Origin of the sequence: Dolichospermum sp. LEGE 00240 (assembly GCF_015207875.1) — a bacterium.
Taxonomy (GTDB): domain Bacteria; phylum Cyanobacteriota; class Cyanobacteriia; order Cyanobacteriales; family Nostocaceae; genus Dolichospermum; species Dolichospermum gracile.
This window is the reverse complement of sequence record NZ_JADEVZ010000081.1, coordinates 1-22558: the sequence shown is the minus strand read 5'-3', so window position 1 is coordinate 22558 and position 22558 is coordinate 1. Positions and strand designations below refer to the sequence as shown.

The 22558-nt window shown below is 40.7% G+C and carries 20 protein-coding genes, 1 tRNA gene and 1 pseudogene; 11 read left to right on the top strand and 11 right to left on the bottom strand.

Annotated features, from left to right (window positions below; all coding sequences use genetic code 11):
- Positions 1-327: 327 nt before the first annotated feature.
- From IQ226_RS20955 to psbB, 5 genes are all read right to left on the bottom strand, one after another.
- Positions 328-993 carry a nitroreductase family protein gene (locus IQ226_RS20955; protein ID WP_193898613.1) on the bottom strand — a complete coding sequence of 222 codons (666 nt, stop codon included), beginning with the start codon at positions 991-993 and terminating at the stop codon, positions 328-330.
- A gap of 71 nt (positions 994-1064) precedes the next feature.
- Complete coding sequence (locus IQ226_RS20950) at positions 1065-1796, bottom strand: HAD family hydrolase (RefSeq protein ID WP_193898611.1); 732 nt, start codon at positions 1794-1796, stop codon at positions 1065-1067.
- Positions 1797-1915: 119 nt separating this feature from the next.
- Positions 1916-2956, bottom strand: a complete 1041-nt coding sequence (locus tag IQ226_RS20945) for a 30S ribosomal protein S1 (RefSeq protein ID WP_193898609.1) — start codon at positions 2954-2956, stop codon at positions 1916-1918.
- Between the two features lie 364 nt (positions 2957-3320).
- On the bottom strand, positions 3321-3425 hold the full coding sequence (locus IQ226_RS20940) for a photosystem II reaction center protein T (RefSeq protein WP_015083195.1): 105 nt from the start codon (positions 3423-3425) through the stop codon (positions 3321-3323).
- A 97-nt stretch (positions 3426-3522) separates the two neighbouring features.
- A complete protein-coding gene (gene psbB, locus IQ226_RS20935) occupies positions 3523-5049 on the bottom strand; it encodes a photosystem II chlorophyll-binding protein CP47 (RefSeq protein ID WP_193898607.1) in 1527 nt (508 codons plus the stop codon).
- Between the two features lie 409 nt (positions 5050-5458).
- Between psbB and IQ226_RS20930 the strand changes: the two genes are divergently transcribed.
- The 6 genes and pseudogenes from IQ226_RS20930 to tumE all read left to right on the top strand — a co-directional run bounded on the left by IQ226_RS20930 (position 5459) and on the right by tumE (position 11599).
- Positions 5459-5737, top strand: coding sequence for a Panacea domain-containing protein (locus IQ226_RS20930; protein WP_193898605.1), 279 nt, complete (start codon positions 5459-5461; stop codon positions 5735-5737).
- Positions 5738-6157: 420 nt separating this feature from the next.
- The gene (locus IQ226_RS25310; protein WP_228039578.1) at positions 6158-6946 is read left to right on the top strand and encodes a LysM peptidoglycan-binding domain-containing protein; all 789 of its coding nucleotides are present in this window, start codon (positions 6158-6160) and stop codon (positions 6944-6946) included.
- Between the two features lie 143 nt (positions 6947-7089).
- A pseudogene (locus tag IQ226_RS20920) lies at positions 7090-8627 on the top strand (IS66 family transposase).
- Between the two features lie 140 nt (positions 8628-8767).
- The gene (locus IQ226_RS26040) at positions 8768-10552 is read left to right on the top strand and encodes an SUMF1/EgtB/PvdO family nonheme iron enzyme (RefSeq protein WP_370567204.1); all 1785 of its coding nucleotides are present in this window, start codon (positions 8768-8770) and stop codon (positions 10550-10552) included.
- A gap of 386 nt (positions 10553-10938) precedes the next feature.
- Positions 10939-11169 (top strand): antitoxin TumA, encoded by a 231-nt coding sequence (gene tumA, locus IQ226_RS20910; RefSeq protein ID WP_193898603.1) that lies wholly within the window; start codon positions 10939-10941, stop codon positions 11167-11169.
- A gap of 43 nt (positions 11170-11212) precedes the next feature.
- Positions 11213-11599 (top strand): toxin TumE, encoded by a 387-nt coding sequence (gene tumE / locus IQ226_RS20905; protein ID WP_228039577.1) that lies wholly within the window; start codon positions 11213-11215, stop codon positions 11597-11599.
- A 155-nt stretch (positions 11600-11754) separates the two neighbouring features.
- Here the strand turns inward: tumE and IQ226_RS20900 are convergent.
- Both IQ226_RS20900 and IQ226_RS20895 read right to left on the bottom strand, forming a co-directional pair.
- Positions 11755-11828: transfer RNA gene (locus IQ226_RS20900), tRNA-Pro, on the bottom strand.
- Between the two features lie 164 nt (positions 11829-11992).
- The gene (locus tag IQ226_RS20895) at positions 11993-12520 is read right to left on the bottom strand and encodes a GNAT family N-acetyltransferase (protein ID WP_193898602.1); all 528 of its coding nucleotides are present in this window, start codon (positions 12518-12520) and stop codon (positions 11993-11995) included.
- 756 nt (positions 12521-13276) lie between these two features.
- Here IQ226_RS20895 and IQ226_RS20890 point away from each other — a divergent pair.
- Both IQ226_RS20890 and IQ226_RS20885 read left to right on the top strand, forming a co-directional pair.
- A complete protein-coding gene (locus tag IQ226_RS20890; protein ID WP_193898600.1) occupies positions 13277-13996 on the top strand; it encodes a hypothetical protein in 720 nt (239 codons plus the stop codon).
- A gap of 200 nt (positions 13997-14196) precedes the next feature.
- A complete protein-coding gene (locus IQ226_RS20885) occupies positions 14197-15084 on the top strand; it encodes an alpha/beta fold hydrolase (protein WP_193898598.1) in 888 nt (295 codons plus the stop codon).
- A 49-nt stretch (positions 15085-15133) separates the two neighbouring features.
- Here IQ226_RS20885 and tsaD read toward each other — a convergent pair whose 3' ends face one another.
- A complete protein-coding gene (tsaD, locus tag IQ226_RS20880) occupies positions 15134-16177 on the bottom strand; it encodes a tRNA (adenosine(37)-N6)-threonylcarbamoyltransferase complex transferase subunit TsaD (protein ID WP_193898596.1) in 1044 nt (347 codons plus the stop codon).
- Between the two features lie 303 nt (positions 16178-16480).
- On the opposite strand from tsaD, the gene IQ226_RS20875 reads away from it, so the two are divergent.
- The 3 genes from IQ226_RS20875 (at position 16481) to IQ226_RS20865 (ending at position 17791) form a co-directional block, all read left to right on the top strand.
- Positions 16481-16975 (top strand): Photosystem I reaction center subunit III, encoded by a 495-nt coding sequence (locus tag IQ226_RS20875; RefSeq protein WP_193898594.1) that lies wholly within the window; start codon positions 16481-16483, stop codon positions 16973-16975.
- A 39-nt stretch (positions 16976-17014) separates the two neighbouring features.
- Entirely contained in the window at positions 17015-17161 is a 147-nt protein-coding gene (psaJ, locus tag IQ226_RS20870; RefSeq protein WP_039203682.1) for a photosystem I reaction center subunit IX, read from the top strand.
- 81 nt (positions 17162-17242) lie between these two features.
- A complete protein-coding gene (locus IQ226_RS20865; RefSeq protein WP_193898592.1) occupies positions 17243-17791 on the top strand; it encodes a photosystem I reaction center subunit XI in 549 nt (182 codons plus the stop codon).
- Positions 17792-17967: 176 nt separating this feature from the next.
- Here the strand turns inward: IQ226_RS20865 and gmk are convergent, their stop codons facing one another.
- The 3 genes from gmk to IQ226_RS20850 all read right to left on the bottom strand — a co-directional run bounded on the left by gmk (position 17968) and on the right by IQ226_RS20850 (position 22241).
- Complete coding sequence (gene gmk / locus IQ226_RS20860) at positions 17968-18567, bottom strand: guanylate kinase (RefSeq protein WP_193898615.1); 600 nt, start codon at positions 18565-18567, stop codon at positions 17968-17970.
- Between the two features lie 464 nt (positions 18568-19031).
- Positions 19032-19298 (bottom strand): extracellular matrix/biofilm regulator RemA, encoded by a 267-nt coding sequence (remA, locus tag IQ226_RS20855; protein ID WP_015080662.1) that lies wholly within the window; start codon positions 19296-19298, stop codon positions 19032-19034.
- A gap of 606 nt (positions 19299-19904) precedes the next feature.
- Positions 19905-22241, bottom strand: coding sequence for a DUF3488 and DUF4129 domain-containing transglutaminase family protein (locus IQ226_RS20850; RefSeq protein WP_193898590.1), 2337 nt, complete (start codon positions 22239-22241; stop codon positions 19905-19907).
- Between the last annotated feature and the right edge of the window lie 317 nt (positions 22242-22558).

Genomic DNA, 22558 nt, shown 5'->3' with positions numbered 1-22558 from the left:
TTACTTAATATGTTCTATTTTTTGGCAAATAAAGTTAAACTCAACCAGAAAATTAGGTAGATAAAATTTTCCTGGCTGAAATTTTTCAAAAATCCCAATAATCTAGGTCACATCTGCGGAATGTGGGTTTCAAGAATAATTAACCGCAGATGAACGCAGACGTAGCTTGCTTACTGAAGGGTAAGCAGACAAAGAAAGATGATTCTGTGCAATATTCTCTCTCTGCGCCTCTGCGCCTCTGGGTGAGACAAAATGCAATTCACTGATCCAAAAATCGCCGTCAACTGATATTTGTATTTATACTAACCTAAATCCCCAAATCCCTAATTAGCCTTGATAGGGATTATCAAGTCTATCTACAGAAACATTAACAGATAATGGTAGCCGACCGGGATTTAACCGGGGTTCAGCCGCATAACCTACAGGTACTAAAACAGCAATACCTATATCCGGGTCATTTTCTGCACCAATTATAGCTTTGACCTGTTCCTCAATCCAACCATTCATAAAGCAGGTGGATAAACCCAAACTTTCCGCTGCTAACACTAAATTTGTCGCAGCTATCATGGCATCTTTAATGGCGTATTCCCGGCGCTTGTCTCCTAAACTAGCTTGAAATTGCGGAATCGCACCTCTAAAATAATTAACTGTTCCCTCATTCCAAGCCCCAGAGGCTGCACCTTGCTCTAAAATGGGTGTTAAATCTTTTCCTCCCGCAGCAGCGTCAGCCGCAAAAACAAAGGTAACAGGCGCTTGAATAATTTGCTGTTGCTTCCAAGAAGCCGCACATAATGCTTCTTTTTGGGCCTTGTCTTGCACTAAAACTATTCTCCACGATTGGACGTTAAAACTACTGGGTGCAGCTACGGTTAATTCTACCAGTTGCTTAAGTAGTTCTGGGGAGATGGGATCTTGTTTAAAGGTTTTGATGGAACGACGTTGTACTATGGCAGTAGGTACGTCTAATGCTTTGATTTGGGTATTTGAAGTCACGGTATTTTCCTCTGTTTTATCCTATGCGCTTAGGGTAACGCTTTTTTGTACGCAGTTCAATTGATGGACTGTCAAGCAATCACCTGAATTTCATCAATTTGATTAATCACTACATCTGCACCTTGAACATTATCCGCCTTACCAATCCAAGTAATCCCAATACAGCCGCCAGCCTTAGCATGACGCGCCATTTGCATATCACCTATAGAATCACCTACCATTAAAGTTGCCTCTGGTAATACTCCCAAGGCTTGACAAGCTTCTAAAAACAGCGTTGGATCTGGTTTACTCGGACCATCATCAACTCCCTTTTCCAGTTGCAAATAATCGCTTAATTGGTGAATATTGACAAATTTTTTGACCTCTTGAGTCGTTGCTGCTGACAGGATTCCTAATTTTAAACCCGCTGCTGACAAAGACTTTAATATCTCCAAACTACCCACAAATAAAGGTGAAGGAGTTTTACCAACATATTGTTCAGCTTCTTCTAAAGCTTGACGGGCGATTTTTAAGGATTCAAACCACCCCCTGCCAGTTTCGGCAATGTAAGCTGCTGCTGCAACTTCTGTTTCTCTACGACTCGCTACTGATATTAAACCTGTTGGATCTAAGAAATTGCCATTAATACCAAAAGCCATTAATAAAGGTTCGCCAATCCCGGGAATTTGTGCGTCTATCATCCGTGCTGCTTTTTGTCCCAATGTTCTTAAATATGACTCAGAATCTTCTAAAGTACCGTTTTTATCAAATAAAATTGCTTCAATATTAGAAAATCCAATGTTTTTACATTTAATAGTTGCCAAAATATTTCACCCCATTCATATTAATTGCGGATTTTCGATTGTAAGTAAAAAAAAAGAGGGATTTCCCTCTTCATAATATACTTTAACAATTTGAGTTGTAATCACTGACAATTATCAATCTATGATTCAATAGCTGCGGGGATCTCTTCTTCAATATCTGTGGCTGGGGGAATTTCTTCCTCAATCACAGCTTCCATAGGTGCAACTCCTTCAGCTACGGCTGCCACATCTGTAACTTCTACAGGTGTAGTAATGCCTTGCTGTTTGGCAAGCAATTGTTCCCGATACTTAGCTGCCATTTCTTCAGCCTTATCGTAAACCAAATCACGGTTCTTGATCATGTCACCAGGTTCGGGTTCTAACTGTTTAGTAGACAGTGAAATCCGTCCCCTTTCTGCATCCAAGTCAATGATCATTACTTTCACTTCATCATTAACATTGAATACACTATGAGGAGTATCAATATGCTCGTGGGAAATCTCAGAAATATGTAGTAGTCCGCTCACGCCACCAATGTCAATGAAAGCACCGTAAGGTTTGATACCGCGAACAGTACCAATAACTACTTCGCCCACTTCCAAACGGTTCATCTTCCGCTCAACCAGCGCTCGACGATGGGAGAGAACTAAGCGGTTACGCTCTTCATCTACTTCTAGGAATTTCAAAGGCAGTTCTTCGCCTACCAAATCTTCCTTGGGTTTGCGAGTGCTAATATGAGAACCGGGGATAAAGCCGCGCAGTCCTTCAATTCGCACTAATGCACCACCACGGTTGGTTGCGAAAACGCCAGAACGGACAGTAGCATCTTCTGCTTGTAGCTGTCTTACTCGCTCCCAAGCCCGCATATACTCAATCCGACGAATTGAAAGGGTGAGCTGACCATCTTCATTTTCATCGGTAAGGATGAAAAATTCCCGTGTTTCGTTTGATTGTAAGACTTCTTCCGGGGCATCAACCCGGTTAATAGACATTTCTTGTATGGGTATATATGCTGCGGTTTTCGCACCTATGTCAATCAGAGCGCCGCGCGGCTCTATACTGAAAACTGTACCCGGTACGACATCACCAGGGCTGAAGTGATAGTCGTATTTATCAAGTAGAGCAGCGAAATCTTCGTGGGTAAATCCAATTTCTGTAGCGGTTAAGTTCTGATTGACCATGCTAATGTGTTCCTGGGTCTAGTCTCCGTAAAGGTTTTGTCATAAATTCAGTTTATATGTAAGTAGTGGGATGACTGTTCCCACTTACATTGCTGTCTTATCCTAGCTTAGAATAGCTAGTCTTAACACATATCAACTTCCAGACATAAAATTATATCATATATGGCGGTGAATAGGGAATAGGTTACAGGTGCTACGCCACGGGGACAGGTGACAGGTGACAGGGGACAGGGGACAGGTGACAGGGAATAGGGAATAGGGGATATCTGATTTTTAATACCGAAACTAAAATATCCGTTGTTACTAATGATAGTAACAACGGATATTTTTAGTATATATTCCCTAGTAAATTGGGAATAACTAACTACTTATCTTTTTTCTCAAAGCGAGGGGGTTCGCGGAAGGCGATTGAAAAAAAGAGTACACCTATTGCTAGGGCTAAAATCAAGATGTAAGCAACACTTTCCATATTTTTCAGATCCTGCCTGTTGAGCCAGTAATTTTAGTTTAACAAACCACAGAAAAAGCATGAAGTAGAAAAATCTACTTCACACCTCATCCAAGTTTTAAGCTTCCTTTCTCCGGCGAGTTGTCTTGTCACCCAGCTTCTGGAAAAGACCCCATTCAACTTGTTCTTCTTCAATTTCCACACCGGCAAATACATCACGGTAGATTGTCCGTGAACCGTGCCACAGGTGACCAAAGAAGAATAATAGAGCAAATACAGCATGACCAAAGGTAAACCAACCTCTGGGAGATGTGCGGAATACACCGTCAGAATTCAAGGTTTCTTTGTCAAATTCAAAGATTTCTCCACCTTGAGCTTTCCGGGCAAACTTCTTAACATCAGCAGGATCTGTAAAGGTTTGACCATTCAGGTTCCCACCGTAGAAGCTGACTTTTACGCCAGTTTGTTCAAAGCTGTATCTAGATTCTGCGCGACGGAAGGGGATGTCAGCCCGGATAACGCCATCTTTATCAGTCAAAATGACTGGGAAGGTTTCAAAGAAGTTAGGTAGACGACGAACTGTTAATTCCCGTCCTTCGGCATCTGTGAACACAGCGTGACCTTGCCAAGATTCAGCAATACCGTCACCTTTAACCATTGCTCCTGTACGGAATAGACCACCTTTGGCGGGGCTATTACCAACATAATCGTAGAAAGCTAGTTTTTCAGGAATTTGCGACCAAGCTTCGCTTAAGGAAGCACCTTCGGCAACGCTGGTTTGTACACGACGTTGAATTTCTTGGCGGAAGTAGTCTTGATCCCACTGATAGCGAGTAGGTCCAAATAGTTCGATGGGGGTAGCAGCGTTACCGTACCACATAGTTCCAGCTACTACGAAAGCGGCGAAGAATACAGCCGCGATACTGCTGGAAAGTACGGTTTCAATATTACCCATCCGTAGGGCTTTGTAGAGCCTTTCGGGAGGTCTAACGGTGAGGTGGAATAAACCTGCAATAATACCGACGATACCAGCCGCAATGTGGTGAGCGACTATGCCACCTGGATTATAGGGGTTAAATCCAGCCGGACCCCATTCTGGGGCTACTGGCTGAATACTGCCCGTCAGTCCATAGGCATCAGATACCCACATTCCTGGACCAAATAGTCCAGTTTGGTGGAACGCACCAAAACCAAAACAAAGTAAACCGGATAAGAACAGGTGAATACCAAACATTTTTGGCAAGTCTAGTGCAGGTTCACCGGTGCGAGGATCTCTAAAGAGTTCCAAATCCCAGAAAACCCAGTGCCAAACGGCAGCCAAGAATAATAAACCAGAGAGAACGATGTGAGCGGCAGCAACGCCTTCAAATGACCAGAAACCGGGGTCTACTGCTGTGCCACCAGTTACACTCCAACCGCCCCAAGATTCGGTTACGCCTAAACGTGCCATGAAGGGAAGTACGAACATCCCTTGTCGCCACATGGGGTTGAGAACTGGATCACTGGGGTTATAAATGGCTAGTTCGTACAGTGCCATTGAACCTGCCCAACCAGCTACTAAAGCTGTGTGCATTAAGTGTACAGAAATTAGCCGACCTGGATCATTCAGTACGACTGTATGTACTCGGTACCAAGGTAGTCCCATTGACTACAAGCCTCCTGGATAGTTATGTTTACAAAGCAATTTTCTTACGGAGGTTCTGAGGGACGGAAACCGCCAATCAGAGGAATCTCTGAGTTTTTTTATTGCTGATTTTGAGTTTGGCAATATTGACGCACTACCACAGTTTGAGTTCTTTTGTCAAGAACTGGCTGTTTGAGTGTTTGGGTGATTGCTAAACAAAAATGAGAATATTTTAAAAAGTGTAACTATTGATGGAACGCTTTGCAAGGGTTTCCATTGCTGGAGTTACGTAGCTTGTGGCTTAAATATCGCTATTAGTCCCCCAAAATGCTGGTTATAACTTGATCTATTGGGAAATCAGATGTGAAAATAATTTTGCCTGACTACTTATATAGTACAATAGTATGTGTTTGAAGTAAATCAATAAATTATGATTTCACAAGAATTAGATAAAGTTCAAAGGGCAATCATTACCATCCACAGAGACCCATTTGATGAAAGCCCTTCACCAATGAAGCTGCAAAAATTGTGTTATTATGCACAAGGTTATGCTTTAGCTGAAGAAAAAGAGTTATTTCCCGAAGATTTTCAGGCATGGCAACATGGTCCAGTGATATATGATCTGTACTACAGGTACAAAGAATACAAGTGGCATCCAATTGATGAGGATGTATCTGAACCAGATGAAACTGATTATGAATATTTATAAGATATCGTCAGTGCTTATGGACGCTACGATGGAAAAGATATTGTAACAGTCAAGTCTTTTTCTTCCGATGAATGCTTACGGCTGCAAGAAATAATAAAGGAACTACATAAAGAAAATACAGAATTGTATGAGGCACTTTGTAATAATACAGATTCTCATCAAATATAAAAACACTGATGATTTAGCAATTAATCTAGTGCGATCGCCTATCTTCTAAAGCAATTTGGAATATAACACCAATCACTATCTCTTAATTTTGTCAATAATTATTGATTTAACTTTACGTTAATTAACTTAATCTGCAATATATCCCATCTAAAACACCTAAACAAGCTGATCGCTATAATAAAACCAGTATCACTGAGGAAAAATCAACAATGTCCTAGGACTTACGCACTGTACAAATTCACGATGATGTGCATGAACGAAAATTCGTCGTTTCAAATTCGCCATGATCCAGAAAATGTGATTATTTCCATTAAACGGTTAATGGGTAGGGGTTTTGGGGACGTAGCAGTGCAAAAACAACAGTTTAAACTGGCTCATAAAATTCCCCCACCCAGTCAAAGAACAGATAATAGCATTGCTGTGTGGTTAGGTGGTGATGATATTTATTCTCGCTTAATCAAGTTTGTGAAGGAACAATTTGGCCAACAAGAAAGAATTAGTGATATTGATAGCTTAATGCATTATCACGGGACTTACACGATGAACACCAAAACTAAAATTGACTGTCCGGTTTGTGGATATAAAGAAATTGAGGGCAACCGTTGTCCCAATTGTGACACTGACGTTTCTCTCATCCGTTCCTTGGCAGAATTACCCCAGCGTCCGAAATCTTGGACAAAAACTATTGCTATTTTCATGCTGGTAATAGGCATTACCATCGGTGCAGCAGGTAGTTTTTTTGCCCTACAAACGGCTATATATACCGCAACAGTTCCTAAACCTACAGTTCCTAACGTTACTAATACTAATCTCACTCCCCCTGTAATTACTCCTGTCATTCCTAAACCAGCGCCACCACTAGCCACTTATACCGTAAAATCAGGAGATACTCTTAGCAGTATTGCGGGAAAATTTTGTAGTACATCTACCGATTGGCAACTAATCGTTGCCGTTAATCCTGAATTACAAAAACGGGAAAATCAATTAGATATAGATCAGGTGTTGAAAATTCCTAGTAGCTGTGAAAGGAAAAACCCATGAAGATAGTTGACGGCTTTAAAAAGGATTATTGCTGATTATTTGCGTCCGCTATTGCCAACTATCAAGCGATTCAAGGTAACTGTTCACAGGATGAATTCGGCTACAAGAAAAAATAAGTAGAAAGACATGGTAGAGTAGGAGGCATGGAAAAAATCAGCCTCATCTGCCACATCTATAAAACAGAAATACCGGAAACGGATTGGGAACAGACTCCAACCAGTGTCAAAGGACGGATGGAGGAGATGGAGCAGTGGATACAAGAATTAGAAGAAAAACTAAATAGAACATCAAAAAATTCATCATCACCACCATCAGCAGACCCACTCAACACCCAAAAGAAACCAGTCAAGCAAAAGAGTGGGAAAAAAAGAGGAGGACAACCAGGACACAAGGGATTTACAAAGTTTCTGTATCCAGAATCTGAGTGTGAAGAGGTAATAAATCATAAGCCAGAGTCCTGTAGTAGCTGTGGAGGGCAGTTAGAAGGAGAAGATTCTAACCCATACAGACATCAGCAAGTAGAAATACCACCAATCAAACCCATCGTTATAGAACATCGGTTACATCAACTCGAATGCGGAGAATGTGGTAAAAGTACGAGAGCAAAATTACCAGAAGACGTAGATGCTCATCACTATGGAACAAGAGTAGTAGCTATGGTAGCAGTGTTGAGTGGACTGTATCGCCATAGTCAGAGAACGGTGAAAATAGCAATGGCGGAAATATTTGACATCAGACTCAGTTCATTGATCAATCAATAAACTGAGAATGGAAGCGAGTAACGCGGTAGAAAAGGCAGTAGAAGAAGCAAAAACCTACATCCAGAATGCGGCGGTAGTGGGTGCAGATGAAACCAGATTTAGTCAAAAAAACACGGATGGATGCAACGGTAAAAATAGTCAAGCCTGGTTATGGACAGCCATTACACCATTAGTAACCTTCTTCCAGATTACACTAACTCGGTGTACAGATGCCGCCAAGAATTTATTGGGGGAAAGCTTTGAGGGAATTTTCACCTCAGATCGTTATGCTTCATACAACTGGGTAGATACAGAGCGAAGACAACTATGTTGGGCGCACTTGAAACGGGATTTTATCAAAATATCCGAGCGTCATGGAGTATCCCAAGAAATTGGTACAGCACTTTTAGAAGAACAAGAAAAATTATTTGACCTTTGGTATCAAGTTAGAGATGGAACTTTAACCCGGTGCGGGTTTCAATCAGCAGTCGAACCAATTCGCAACTCTCTCAAGTCTACTTTACTGGAGGCTGCTAATTATGAAATTGGTAGTAAAGAGAACACACCACTGGCAAAAACTGTGAGGACTTGTCGCCAACTTTTAAAGATTGAACCTGCTTTGTGGTTGTTTGTCCAAGTTGAAGATGTTGAACCCACAAATAATGCGGCTGAACGTGCTATCCGTCCGGCGGTTATCTGGTGAGCCAGCGCTGTAGGCGGGTTTCCCTCCGTAGGCGACTGGCGAACCCGAAGGGAGACGGACTAGTTTTGGTTCTCAATCCCAAGCTGGTAGTATCTTTGTGTCCAGAATGTTAACTGTTGTTACTACTCTTCGTTCTCAACATCGGAATGTTTTGGAGTTCATGACTTCAGCTATCAGTGCCAAGCGTGAGGGTCAACCTTCTCCATCTTTACTCCCACAAATTTCTGCCCCTAAATAAGTCATAAATACGACTATGTTTTGCGTAGTTATTCATTTGTACTCCAGATGGATTAATCTGTGATTTTCATAGCTGTAACTACTTCACACATTCGATTTCACGGTATTTGAGTCATCAATTACCCCTGTGAACACTTACAAGTGGAAGAATCTTTTTTTAACATCAACATCGGTTTTTGGAACAATGATTTTGATGACGCTCGTTTTGAAACTGTCGTGCGTAAACTGCGTTGGCAAGATACCATTAGCGAAATTTCTGAAAACCTATTCCAACAATGGCAACAACAAGGAAAAGCTATACAAACAGACTTGGATAGAGCCGAATTTAGTCGCCGCAGTCGGGAAACTTTCACTCACTACATGGAAGTTTTACACTCTATTCATGTGGGAATGGTGAGAGATGAATATTTCTTAATTTATGCACCCCAAAGGCAATTACCCCTTTTGCCTACATTATTGCCCGATTTATTTGATGAAGCTAATCTTGATGATGATGAACGTATAGCTTTAACAAAAGCTGTAATTGACTACTGTAATGCCTTATTTGAGGGTTTAGAGCAAACTGAACCCGCCGTTATGGTGGAATTGCGTTTAGGTTGGGCAAAAATTTTACAGTCTGTTCCCTCACGTTATGGTTTGGCTAATCAAGTACAAGCAATTATGCAAACCTGGTTAAAACAACGAGGTATTAATAATAGTGTTGATCCAATTATTGACATTGGTAAAATGCTTGTACCTGAAGATAGTAATTTTGTCCAATCTTTCAATGCTTGTTTACAACTTTTAGGAATAACCAACTATCTTAATATTGCTAAATCATGTTTTAAGCGTGGCATGGAACATTTACAAGTCCAACGTTATGATCTAGCCAAGATTGATTTTAATCGGACTATTTCTTTAAATCCTCAAGCAGATGTTTACTATCAAAGAGCTATGGCTTGTGATGGATTGAAAGAATATAATAGTGCTATTTCTGATTTGGATAAGGCTATTTCTCTGCAACCTCAAAGGGCTGAATTTTACGATTTACGGGGTGATAGTTACCTAAAATTAAATAACTATGAAATTGCCCTGGCTAATTATAATCAAGGGGTAAGTTTAGGAAGTTCTCCTAATAAACGGGATATTTTACAAAAGGAATGGAATGATACCCGTCGTCAAGAGGAGGAAGCGCGTAAACTTCATGAAGCTGAAAATGCTCGTAAATGTGCTGAGGAAGAAGAACGTCGTCGTGCGTTAATTTTACCTTTACCAAATAATCAAACTTTACAACTAGTTTGGATTGATGTTGGCGTATTAATAATGGAAGGTGTATACACCGTACATCTTTCTGAGTTTCGCATGGGTAAATATCCTGTTACTCAGGCGCAATATCAAGCAGTTATGGGTACAAACCCCTCCCATTTCTCAGGTATTGGTAAGGAAAATCACCCGGTTGAGCGCGTTAATTGGCATCAGGCAACGGAATTTTGTCAAAAACTCACTGAATACCTTAATAAACAGGGAATTAACATCAAAATTACCCTCCCTAGTGAAACCCAATGGGAATATGCTTGTCGTGCTGGTACAACTACAAAATTCTGGTTTGGAGACAATAGCAACCAGGTAACAAACCATGCTTGGTCTGATGAAAATTCAGGTAATCAAACCCATTCTGTGAAAGAAAAAGAGGGTACTCATACTAATCCTTGGGGTTTAGTGGATATGCACGGTAATGTGTGGGAATGGTGCGCTGATTCCTGGACAGATAATATTGCTGAATTACCTAAAAATGGCAACCCGTATGTTAATACGTCTCAATTCAACAAGTCTCTGCGTGGATGTAGCTGGAACAACAATCGTGCTTATTGCCTTGCTGGCTATCGCAACTTCAGTAACGCGGGCATCGTCTACAACTTCAACGGTTTTCGTGTAGTATGTGTGTAGGGGTAGGACTTCCATGATGTAAGGATTTACATGATTTGATTTTTTGCTAAAACCCTATAATGGCTGAAAAAGAAAATCTCTTCCTTTTCTTATTTGCGTCTTTGCTCGAAATAATTGTCAGAATTAGGATAATCAGTATTAAAGGATTAACAGGATGTTGTGTGAAGTTTGATTTTTTGGGATGTAAGGATTTTTGGATATTACCTGAATTATGATGTAGGAAAGATATGATAGTTCATCAAATAAAAATCCTGTAAATCCTCAAATCCTGTAAATCCTGATTCAGACAATTAAAAGTTATGAACTTTAAGAATGTATTTATTATATTTTGAGTTTATGTTATTATACATAAGATTTTAAATTTATACCCATAACTAAAAAAGCCAATGCGTAAACAAACCATTCAATATACATCACCATTAGATGCTTTAGTTGCGGTTGCAAAACGGTTGAGTATCTATGAAAACAAACAAAAAATGGATTCTGAAGAATTTTTTTACCAATATAATCAAGGTATATTATCAGATGATGCCCTATTTATAGAATGGGCAAATGATTACCGTCACTACCTTGCTTTACGTCAGGAACTAGAGCAAAGATTTAACTATGCTGCTTAATATTCTATCTGATTACCTCAATCAAGTTGAGCAGGCAGTTCTTATGTACAGTAATGTTTATGTCGAACGTTACGAAGAGGAAATTTTGACTCCCAATCGAGCTAATATTAGAATTCGATTGCGTTTCCATCAAACACATTTGCTAGAAATAAATGAAGCTATCGTAATCGCAGACCATCAATTACAATTTCTCGATTACCGTTACCATTTTCAAAACGAACATAATCACCTGATTTTTCGTTATGATAGTACCCCTCACTTTCCTAATCTGCCTAACTTTCCCTATCATAAACATTTACCAGATGATGTCATTGCTGCTGATAAACCGGAAATCTCTCAAGTTCTGAAAGAAGCAAATGGACTAAGCTGTTGTGCATTTAGTTTGTATAATTCTAGCGGGCAAGATGCCCGCACTACAAAGTTCAAGTAAATTATGGTTATCAAATTTAGCTGCGTAACAGCTTATTAATTTAATATCAATAATAAAATAGTGTTAATTGATATAACGGTATAAACTTACATAAAACAAATCATAGCCCACTCCTCCCTTGCTAGTAGGGGGTTGGGGTTTTTATATCTCACAAATCGGGATGACAGGATTCGAACCTGCGGCATCCTGCTCCCAAAGCAGGCGCGCTACCAAGCTGCGCTACATCCCGTAAAGTCATAGAAACCGAACTCCACATAAATCAAATCATGTATTGTTGGCTCATCTCGACTATCATATCACAAAAAAGAATAAATGCAAACCCAATAATCCAGAAAAAATAAGATTGAGGGAAATATCCTCAATTCCCTAATCCCCAAACCCCAGCCACCTTGATCACTGAGGATACCAAAACATTCCTTTAATACCTTCAGGATCTGACATAAAGCCCATCGTCTTATAGAAATCTACAACATGAGGGTCGGCAAAAAGAGTGACATTACTAATTTCTTCACTCCTGAGTTTTTTGAGGACATATTTCATTAATGCCTTACCTAGACCTCTACTTTGAAAATCAGGATGAACGACTACATCCCAAATAGTGGCATTAAAAGCATGATCTGAGGTAGCACGGGCAAAACCAATCAAACGCTTTTTGTTTCCTCGCACTTGCCACATAGAGGCCACGAGAAAACTATGCTCAATAGCTTTTTTTACTTTTCTCAGAGGGCGACGTGACCAGCCAACTGCATCACAGAGTTCTTCGAGTTCATAAAGGTCAATATCTCTTTCCGTACTGAAAATGATTTGATCCTTACCTACACTAGAATTACCATCAACTTCCGCTGTATGCTCATTAACAGCAGTGTTTTTATTTGTCGCTAAAGATTCAGGAGTGCTAAACCAAGTTTTCCAAAAACCCATGCCAATGCAGTTCGGGTAGTATGACTAAAATTGGTTTCCACTTTTAAAAAGTGTTGATTCACATTTAACATCACTATGATTATTGCTGGCTAATTCAATAGAAACATTCTACGCGGTTTAGCGATTTGCAATACTCACAGCTAGTTATCAAGTGTTTCTTCCCAATCACTCTCAACTTTAGCATTTTGTTTTGACACTACTCCATAAAACTCAACCAAAGGCAAAAATTTTCCGGAATTGCAGTATCTTTCCGATTTTCGCGACTACTTTCAGTCACGTTGCTGTCATGACCAGATAAAACTCAGATCATTCTATACTAATCAATATCAACTGCAAGAACACAATGAGAACAAGTAATTTAGGCGTTGCTGAATTAAAGCATGAAAATCAAAAATTCCATTTCTCAAAGTCTTACTCTTTGCGCCTCTGCGCCTCTGCGTGATATAAATTCATACTTTCATTTACCAAGCCCGTAATTTAACTGATACACTGTAGACTTTGAAAGATGACATTATTTCGGATACGGCAGAATTCAGCAGTCACCGAGTAAAACTGTCCTGCTGTTTGGCTTTGAATTTAGATCCTGTACCTCATTAATTTGCAATATGCTGCTGTATCTAATTAAATTTGGGGATACGTGAGAGGCACAAGGTAACAGGTAAAAGTTCTTAATCTGCTCCCTGCTTCCTGCCCCTGCCCCCTGCGCCCCTGCTCTTTACCTCAGTTTGTACAAAACAAGCAAGTCCTACCCCAAAAATGGCTTCTGGTTTAAAATCTTCAACTCTAGAACTCCTGAAACGCTTTAATCGCGCGTTTCCCCAATTCTATGAGCAATTTGTTAGCAGCGAGATTCAACTTCAAAATTTACGCCTAGCATACCGTCTTTACAAAACTAAACGGGCTGTTATTGAGATGAAGCCAGAAGGGAGCAAAAGCGCCCTTCATTTTGCCTACCGCAATCAATCTTTCCTCTTGAGCGATATTTTTGGTGTTCTAGCAGCTTATGGTTTAACTATTCATGGTCTGAGTTTATACGGTCAAATTCGACCACCAATGCTGGTTTTTATTAAATTACTGGTATCTCGTGGCAATAAAGCACTGACTGAAAAAACCGCTGAAAATGTTTGTCGTGCTATTCGTGAGGCGTTAGCAGGCAGATTTGAGGTAGAAGAAATGCTGGCTGTGGAATTTAATCTTGATGCTGGCTTGGAACAGGTACAAACGGATTTCTATGTTGATCCTGTTTTTCATCTTCCTGCTTTAGTAATTGAGGCTGATAATCAACCCGGATTATTCTATAAAGTGATGTATGCTATCTGGCAAGAAGACCTGCTGGTGGTTAACGCCAATTTGCTGGTTTGGCGCGGACGGACTCGACTAATTCTTTATTTGTTAGGTCCGAATGAAAGTCTCATTCCTGAATATTTAGGTTACAGAATCGCGGAAGGAGTGAAACATAGATTACTTAGTCAATAGACTTAGCTGAGTAGGTTGGCGTTAAAAATTGTCCTTGTGACCAAACAAGATGTCTTGGGTAATTGTACTTTTATTTACACATTTTGTTGATTTAACGTCTATCTAGCTTAATTCAAAATTTGAGTTTTTGAATTTTTGGTTCTCTGTTCGTGTTGAGTTGTATTGAGTCGCACCCACTCTTGAGGGTACGATATTTAATTATGGCAACAATAGAAATCTTAGGCGTTCTACATACTTATGAGCTAACGGCTCCCACATCATGTCCCCATACTTTAGTATTTATCCACGGTTGGCTAAATAGTAGCGTATATTGGCAACCTGTAATTTCTCGTTTATCGGTAGATTTACAGTGTTTATCTTATGATTTACGAGGTTTTGGTGAATCACAGTCTCAGGTGACATCAGAGATAGAACTCACTGCCACAGACTCTAGTATGGATAGTTTGTCTCTGGATTCTATCTACTCTCCATCTGCTTATGCTCAGGATTTGGCTGTGCTTCTTCAACACTTGAATATTTCTAGTGCTTGGTTGGTTGGTCATTCCTTGGGTGGTACTATTGCTCTATGGACGGCGGCTCAACTACCTGATTGTGTTCAAGGTGTGATTTGTATTAATGCTGGTGGTGGGATTTATCTGAAGGAAGCTTTTGAGCAATTTCGCGCCGCTGGACAAAAATTTTTACAAGTCCGTCCCCGTTGGCTTTCACAAATGCCTTTGATTGATTTGTTGTTTACTAAAGCAAGCGTGTTGCGTCCTCTAGACCGATATTGGGCGCGTCAACGACTAATTGATTTTATTATTGCTGACCCTGAAGCTGCTTTGGGAACTCTTCTCGATTCCACTACGGAAGCAGAAATTAACTGTCTACCCCAATTAGTATCCAAATTAAAACAGCCAGTCTATTTTTTAGCTGGTGCTGACGATAAGGTGATGGAACCTAAGTATGTCCGCCATTTAGCAAGTTTTCATTGGCTTTTTCAATACGTGGGCGATAATGTGATTGAAATTCCCGATTGTGGTCATCTGGCTATGTTAGAGCAACCAGAAGCGGTGGCTGAACATATTCGGTCATTCATTGGTCATTAGTCATTGGTCATTGGTCATTTGTCATTTGTCATTCTCCTGAACTCCTGAACTAAGTTTCGTATAATTGCATGACTTGGTTCAGTGAGAGCCGGGAATGCACTCCTAATCTGAGGGGTGATTTCCTGCCAAGCGATAGATGTTCGGCTGCGGCACAGCCAATCATGGCGGCGTTGTCGGTACAAAATTTTAAGGGGGGGAATAAAACCCGGATGTTATGTTTGCTGGCTGCTACTTGTAAATGCTTTCTTAGTCCACTATTAGCAGCTACACCACCACCTACGGTAATGGTATCTAGTCCATAGTTACGAGCGCAGGCGATCGCTCTTTTGGTCAGCGATCGCGCTATAGTATCCTGGAAACTAGCCACCACATCGGCAATTGGTACTTCTTTACCCTCTTTCTCTAACTGCTGCACTAAACGTAATACTGCTGTCTTCAATCCGCTAAAACTACAATCATAAGGATGATAACCCCCACCAGGTAAAGAAATTTTTCCTTCCGGTAATGTAAAAGCTTGGGGATTGCCAGTTTGTGCCAGTTTATCAATTATTGGTCCACCGGGATAACCCAGTTTTAACAACCGCGCCACCTTATCAAAAGCCTCACCCGCCGCATCATCACGGGTTTCTCCCAAGGTTTCGTACATACCATAATCTTTCACATAAATCAAGCTTGTATGACCTCCAGAAACAAGTAAGCTAAGAAAAGGAGGATTTAAACTTGGTTCACTCAAGTAAGTCGCATAAATATGACCTTCCAGGTGATGCACTCCCAAAAAAGGCAAATCATGGACAATTGCCAGAGTTTTGGCCGCCGTTAATCCTACCAACAGCGCTCCTACCAGTCCAGGCGCACAGGTGGCAGCTATTCCATCAATCTGACTCCAATCTAGATTACTAGATTCTAAAGCCTGCTCTATTTGATAATTCAGCGTTTCTAAATGCTGACGTGAAGCCACCTCTGGCACTACCCCACCATATTGTTGATGAACAGAAATTTGTGAAGCCACAATACTGCTACACACTTCACGATTCTTAACAATTGCCACAGCAGTTTCATCACAACTGGTTTCAATAGCCAAAACTGTTGTCATAGTAGATTAATAGGGAATAGGGGAACAGGGAACAGGCAAAAGGCAAAAGGCAAAAGGCAAAAGGCAAAAGGCAAGAGAATATATACATTCTCTCATATCTCCCCTACTCCCTGCCTCCTACTCCCTGCCCCCTGCCCTTTTCCCTATCTTTTGATTGAGAAGCTTTAACTTTTATTGACTTCAACTTTACTCAGTCCCCAGCCAAGAGTATGATAACTTCCTAGTTATCTAAAATAAAGACTGTACAAGCCGCTTCGTTTTGTACAAGAAACTTCCCGTTTTGTAATAAAAGGAAACAACTCCATGAGACGATTGTTTGCTTTGCTTTTGGTGATGACTCTTTGGTTCAATTTTGCTCCTGAAGCTAAAGCGCTAGGCGCAAATCTTGTTCCTTGTAAAGACTCTCCCGCCTTTCAAGAGCTAGCACTAAACGCCCGCAACACCACCCCTGACCCCGAATCAGGTAAAAAGCGGTTTGAACGTTATTCTCAGGCACTCTGTGGACCTGAAGGTTATCCCCACCTGATTGTAGATGGCCGTCTTGATCATGCTGGTGATTTTTTAATCCCTAGTATTCTCTTCCTCTACATTGCTGGTTGGATTGGTTGGGTAGGCCGTGCTTATCTCCAAGCAATCCAAAAAGAATCAAATGCGGAGCAAAAAGAAATCCAAATTGATTTGGGTATTGCTCTACCTATCATCACCTCCGGTTTTGCTTGGCCAGCAGCAGCAATCAAAGAATTGCTCTCCGGCGAATTAACAGCGAAGGATTCAGAAATTACCGTTTCGCCACGTTAATTCATTTGTTTTCACTTATTCATTCTGGAGACTAAATTCATGGCTGAAAAAGGCGACGAAACCAACTACTTGCTGACATTCATCTCTACTGCCCCCGTTGCGGCTACAATCTGGCTAACAATCACAGCCGGTATTTTGATTGAATTTAACCGCTTCTTCCCCGACCTACTTTTCCACCCCCTATAGGTTGAAAACACGGTTAGGCAAAGCTAAGTAAATTAGCTTTCTCTTCTGGGTTGTTTAGCAATAAACAATCTTAAATAATGTATGAAACTCGTAATCTCACCTGTAATTTACGGGTTTCATGCCTTGAAAAATAACCACAGTGATTCAAGGAATCGAAAAATAGTTATGGCAATAGCAGCAGGACGTGATCCACAAAAAGGCGACCTAGAAACCCCCATCAATTCTGCTCCTTTGGTGAAGTGGTTTATTAGCAATTTACCAGCTTATCGCCCCGGTCTAAATCCTTTTAGACGTGGTTTAGAAGTTGGTATGGCTCATGGTTATTTGTTATTTGGACCTTTTGATAAATTAGGTCCCTTACGTAATGCCCCCAATGCTAACCTAGCTGGTTTACTGGGCAGCATTGGTTTGGTTGTAATCTTAACCGCTTGCCTATCTTTATACGCTAACAGCAATCCTGATAAAGCACTTGCTAGTGTTGCTGTACCCAATCCTCCTGTTGATGCTTTCAACTCTAAGGAAAGCTGGAATAATTTCGCCAGTGCTTTCTTAATTGGTGGTATCGGTGGCGCAGTAGTCGCATTCTTCTTAACAGGTAATTCTGGATTAATCCAAGGTTTATTGGGTTAATTTGATGATTGGTAATGGGTAGTAGCTAATAATTTGGGCTATTACCTATTGCCCATTCAGGGAACAGGGAACAGGGAACAGGGAACAGGGAACAGGGAACAGGGAACAGAGAGAATTTGTTTCCCAATGACCAATTACCAATGACCAATTACCCATTACCCATTACCCATTACCCATTACTCAAAAATCGCCTTCTCTATTTCCTTTACAGCTTGCTCAAAATCATCATTGATAATTTTTATATCAAATTCATTAGCAGCAGCAATTTCTTCTTCAGCACGTTGTAACCGACGATTTATAGCTTCCTCCGTATCTTGTCCGCGCCCGCGTATCCGCTTTTCTAATTCCGCAAATGAAGGTGGTAAAATGAAAATACTCAGAGCGCTAGGAAAAGTATGCCGAATTTGTCTTGCTCCTGCTAACTCAATTTCTAACACCACCAACTTACCAGCCTGAACGTGATTCAGCACAGCCTCACGGGGCGTACCATAACAGTTACCAGCAAATTCTGCCCATTCTAAAAATTCGCCTTGAGTAACTAACTGTTCAAACTGACTCCGACTAATAAAGTTATAGTTTTTACCATTGATTTCTCCCGGACGGGGAGAACGAGTCGTTGCAGATACTGAATAATGCAATTCTGGATAACGCCGGAGAATTTCATTCATTAATGTACCTTTGCCGACTCCACTCGGACCGGTTAAAACAATTAGTTTGCCCAGAGACGGACATTCTTTCGTATTTGCACCATTATGGGTAGGTAAAACTTGCATTATCCGTGAAAAGAGTGAATTAATAAATACAAATGATTCCTTAGTCTTGTTTTAGAGGGTGTTTGAAAAGTCTAACTTATTACTTGCAAGGGCGACTAGAAGTCGCGGAACCACACAGACGAAACCCACCTATTCCTTCGGAACGCTACGCGAACGTGGGTTCAAAAGCCTTGATTTTTCGTTAGTCCACGCAGGTGGACTTTGTTTGTGTAGTAGCGATTTCTAATCGCCGGAAACTTTTCAAACATCCTCTTAGCGACTAAAATGACTAATACCATTTTGAATTTAGGATTTGAGTTGGTTAAATACCTACGGTATCAGCTTTTGCGGTAGTATTTCTCATCCTCACTCTTCAAAATAGCATCAAGACTAAAGAATTTGTAGCACTGGTGACAGAAACCCAGTCTAATTCACATAGTACAGCCGATATGGTACAAATAGAATTGGGTTGATAATTATTCCCATGATTAATTATCTACAACATGATGATCACGAGAAATCACAAACCGATTGGCTACTGTTTCTGGCTGAATCGCCGAGAGAATAACATGACTAGAATCAGTAATAATCACTGCCCTAGTCCGTCTTCCATAGGTAGCATCAACTAATTGACCTCTATCCCTAGCATCGGTAATAATCCGTTTAATGGGCGCAGATTCTGGACTAACGATGGCAACGACTCTGTTGGCGGAGACGATATTACCAAAACCGATATTGATTAATTGAATTTCCATAAAAAAAATTTCAGCTAAACGAAAAATGAAAAGCTCGTAGTAAACTTATTTCCATGTTATCGCTAAAGAATGGGAGTTACAACGATTTAAACCACGTTAGCCTGAGTTTTTTCATAATTAATGCTTTTTTTAGCTATATTATCCACAAAATCTCCTAAAAATATTCCTTACGATATATGCAAAATTAGATCCATACAAGCTAGTAGCGCAGGAAAAAGTCAAAACGAATACACCTGAGTTCGGTGTTAGGAGTTCGGAGTTTCTCCTTCGGAGACGCTACGCGAACGGATTTATGATTTTTTTAACGAGATCATAAGGGTTTGAGACTCATACTTGGAGCGAGTTTTCCAAAAATTATCTTATGTCGAACTCAGGTGAATACAGTATAGATTTTTGGCGTTGCTGATTAAGGGTGCGAATTTTAGTCTCACGCAAAGGCGCAAAGATGCAGAGGTAAGATTTTTAAGGGTTCAATTTAGGAATTTCATACCTCAATTCAGCAACGCCAGATTTTTTAACGATTCAGACTGGTTCAACGCAGAGAAGAATGGCTTACTCCCCTCTGCAGCTTCTATTGAGATGGGCATTGATTAATGCCCCAAATTATTAAGAACCGCGATTTTTATCAACTTTCTTCAATGCTTGCCATCTTTGTTGTAACTGCTGCCAGTTGGCAGTATGTCCACCATAACGCCAACTCACATAAGCTTGACAGATTTCATCTATCACTTCAGCTATTTCTGGAGAATAGTATTGGTATGATACCTGGCCATATTCTAGAGGTGTTTGACTAGGATGCTTGCTTAAACCTTTCTGAGAATTCCATTGTAGCATTTGTTGGTAAAGTCTTTCCATTGGCGGTAATTTCTTTAACCACTGGATATTCAGCCACTTACGCCATTGTCCCCAAACCAGCCAACCAAAGAAAGCCGCAATTGTGCCGATAATTAAACCAGTTAAGATTCCTAACCAACCTTTAGTAAATAAAGCTAAAAACCAAGCTATTCCCAGGAATAACCAGCTAAATATCGTCCCAAATACAGTATTTAAAATGGCTGTAATTGGTGAAGGTAGCCAACCAGCTACCCAATTCCAAAATTGACGCAGGACACTAAAAGTTTGAACTTCTTCTATGGAAGGGGGAATTAAAGGATGTCCAGGAATTGGATCAAAGGTGAACCAACCATACTTGGGGAAATAAACTTCTGTCATCGCATAGGCATCTGTATTGCGAACAACATACATCCCTGTAAACGGATTGAATTCTCCTGGGGCAAATCCCGCTACTAACCGGGCTGGGATACCTACAGAACGTAGCATAATCGTTAATGCAGTGGAAAAATGGTCGGGATAACCACCTTTATTTTTGAATAAAAAGCTTTCTACTAAATCATCCTTTTCATCCAAATAAGGCAGATCTAAGGGATTTGTGGGTAGGGTATAATTTTGTTTAACATACTGGGTTAAATAAAGAGCTTTTTCGTAAGCTGAATCTAGGCTTTTAGTCCCTGGAGAACGGGAAACTCGCTGTTGATCATAACTAGCCAGTGCTTCTTCAGTGCGTTTTTGGACTCTATCAGCAATTTTTGGCGGGATTTGCAGATAATACTGTTTAATATTGGTTGGGTATTTGGTGGAGGCTTTACCCAATAAAGAGCGATCGCGGTAAGGAACATCCGAAACCACCGTATATGTTAGCCCTTCTGACAACTGCACTGGCGCACGTAAACCATCTTCTTGATCAATTGCTATGGCTGGAGTGGGAAAATACAAATCTTTGGGATAGGACATCACTGGAATTAGGTTGGGTAATTCCGACACCAAATTGTAAGTTTGTACCACCTCTTTTGTCAGAGTCGTGAACAGTGGAGAATCAATCGAAATGCGCCCAGTCCAAGGTGATTGTCTAAGTGTAGTAACTTGATCATTACGGGAAATCTTCCAACCTTTACCTGTGTAATTGTCAAAAGCTAGGACGCGCCAAAAACCTTCAGCTTGCGATCGCACCCGCATCACCACCTTGGGTTTCATCTCCCCCCGCAGGTTTTGGTTCATCTCGCTATTGAAACCGTAATAAAAATTATTATCTAATTTTCCCGCTTCACCAGGCTTTCCTGAGCCTCTACCACTATCATTACCATTACCTTGACCATTACCCCTACCTTCACGGACATAACCGGGGTTAATAATACTCCGCCCTGTAAAATTGTCTGGGACTTTCAGCGGCGCACTGACAGGAAAAGACCGCAGTTGATAACCAGGAAACCGAGGCAAAATAGCGAAAATCCCCAGTCCCAAAGCCACAATCACCAAAAAATTTAAAATTAGAACCTGAAAGTTGAAATTAGGATTATTCTTTTTGGCAGATTTTTCCGAAGTTGATGGCTTGAACCCTAGACGAGAACGGTAATCTAGCACTAAAGTGGGAAGAGCGATCGCCAAAAACAACAGCAACACAGGCGCAAAAGCCATAGTTTGGCTCAAAGTCGCCGCCACACCCACCAAAATCAACCCAATCACAATCGAATAGCCCAAATCCTTCCGCCGAGGCGTATCAAAGCTATGTAATACTTGCAATTGAATCAATAACTCCGCCAAACTCAGCCGAGTATCATTCCAATTACCAATAAACCGCCCAAAAAAAGCCCCCAAAGCCAACAACATTCCAATCGCAATACAAAACTGGATCGGAATATTAGAATCACGACGACGATAATAACTCCACCACGTTCCCACCACAGTCAGTGGAACAGTCCACAGACTAAATTGAGTCTCACCAGCAATATCCGTAGCCACAATCCCCAAAATTACCAGTGCCATCACTAGCACTCGTAAAGGAATCGAATCTTCCACTTCTTTGACTGGCGATTTTCCTCTAGTTGGTTGCCACTGATTACCTAACGGTAAACGCCAAAACCGATTAATCCTAGATAAATTAAACATTTTCAAATAAGCAAAGCTATGATGTAGACGCTGCGGATACCATACTAGGCAGAAAAAAACTATCATCTCGTTTTCAACTTCCCCCCTATCCTAGCTTCAGACTCCCTGAGAGTACAAGTATCCCGCTCATAGCTAAGGTAATTAGATACGCCCTTAATATTGAATTGATCTTGTTGATTGCAAAGAGAACTACAGCAGTTTGAGATCAAACGCGGTACAAAGATGGTAAACTTTAAAGATGTAAAAAAAAGAAAATAATTGAGATATATGGCAGCAGCATATTCGACTGATATAAGACAAAAAATATTAAGTGCTTG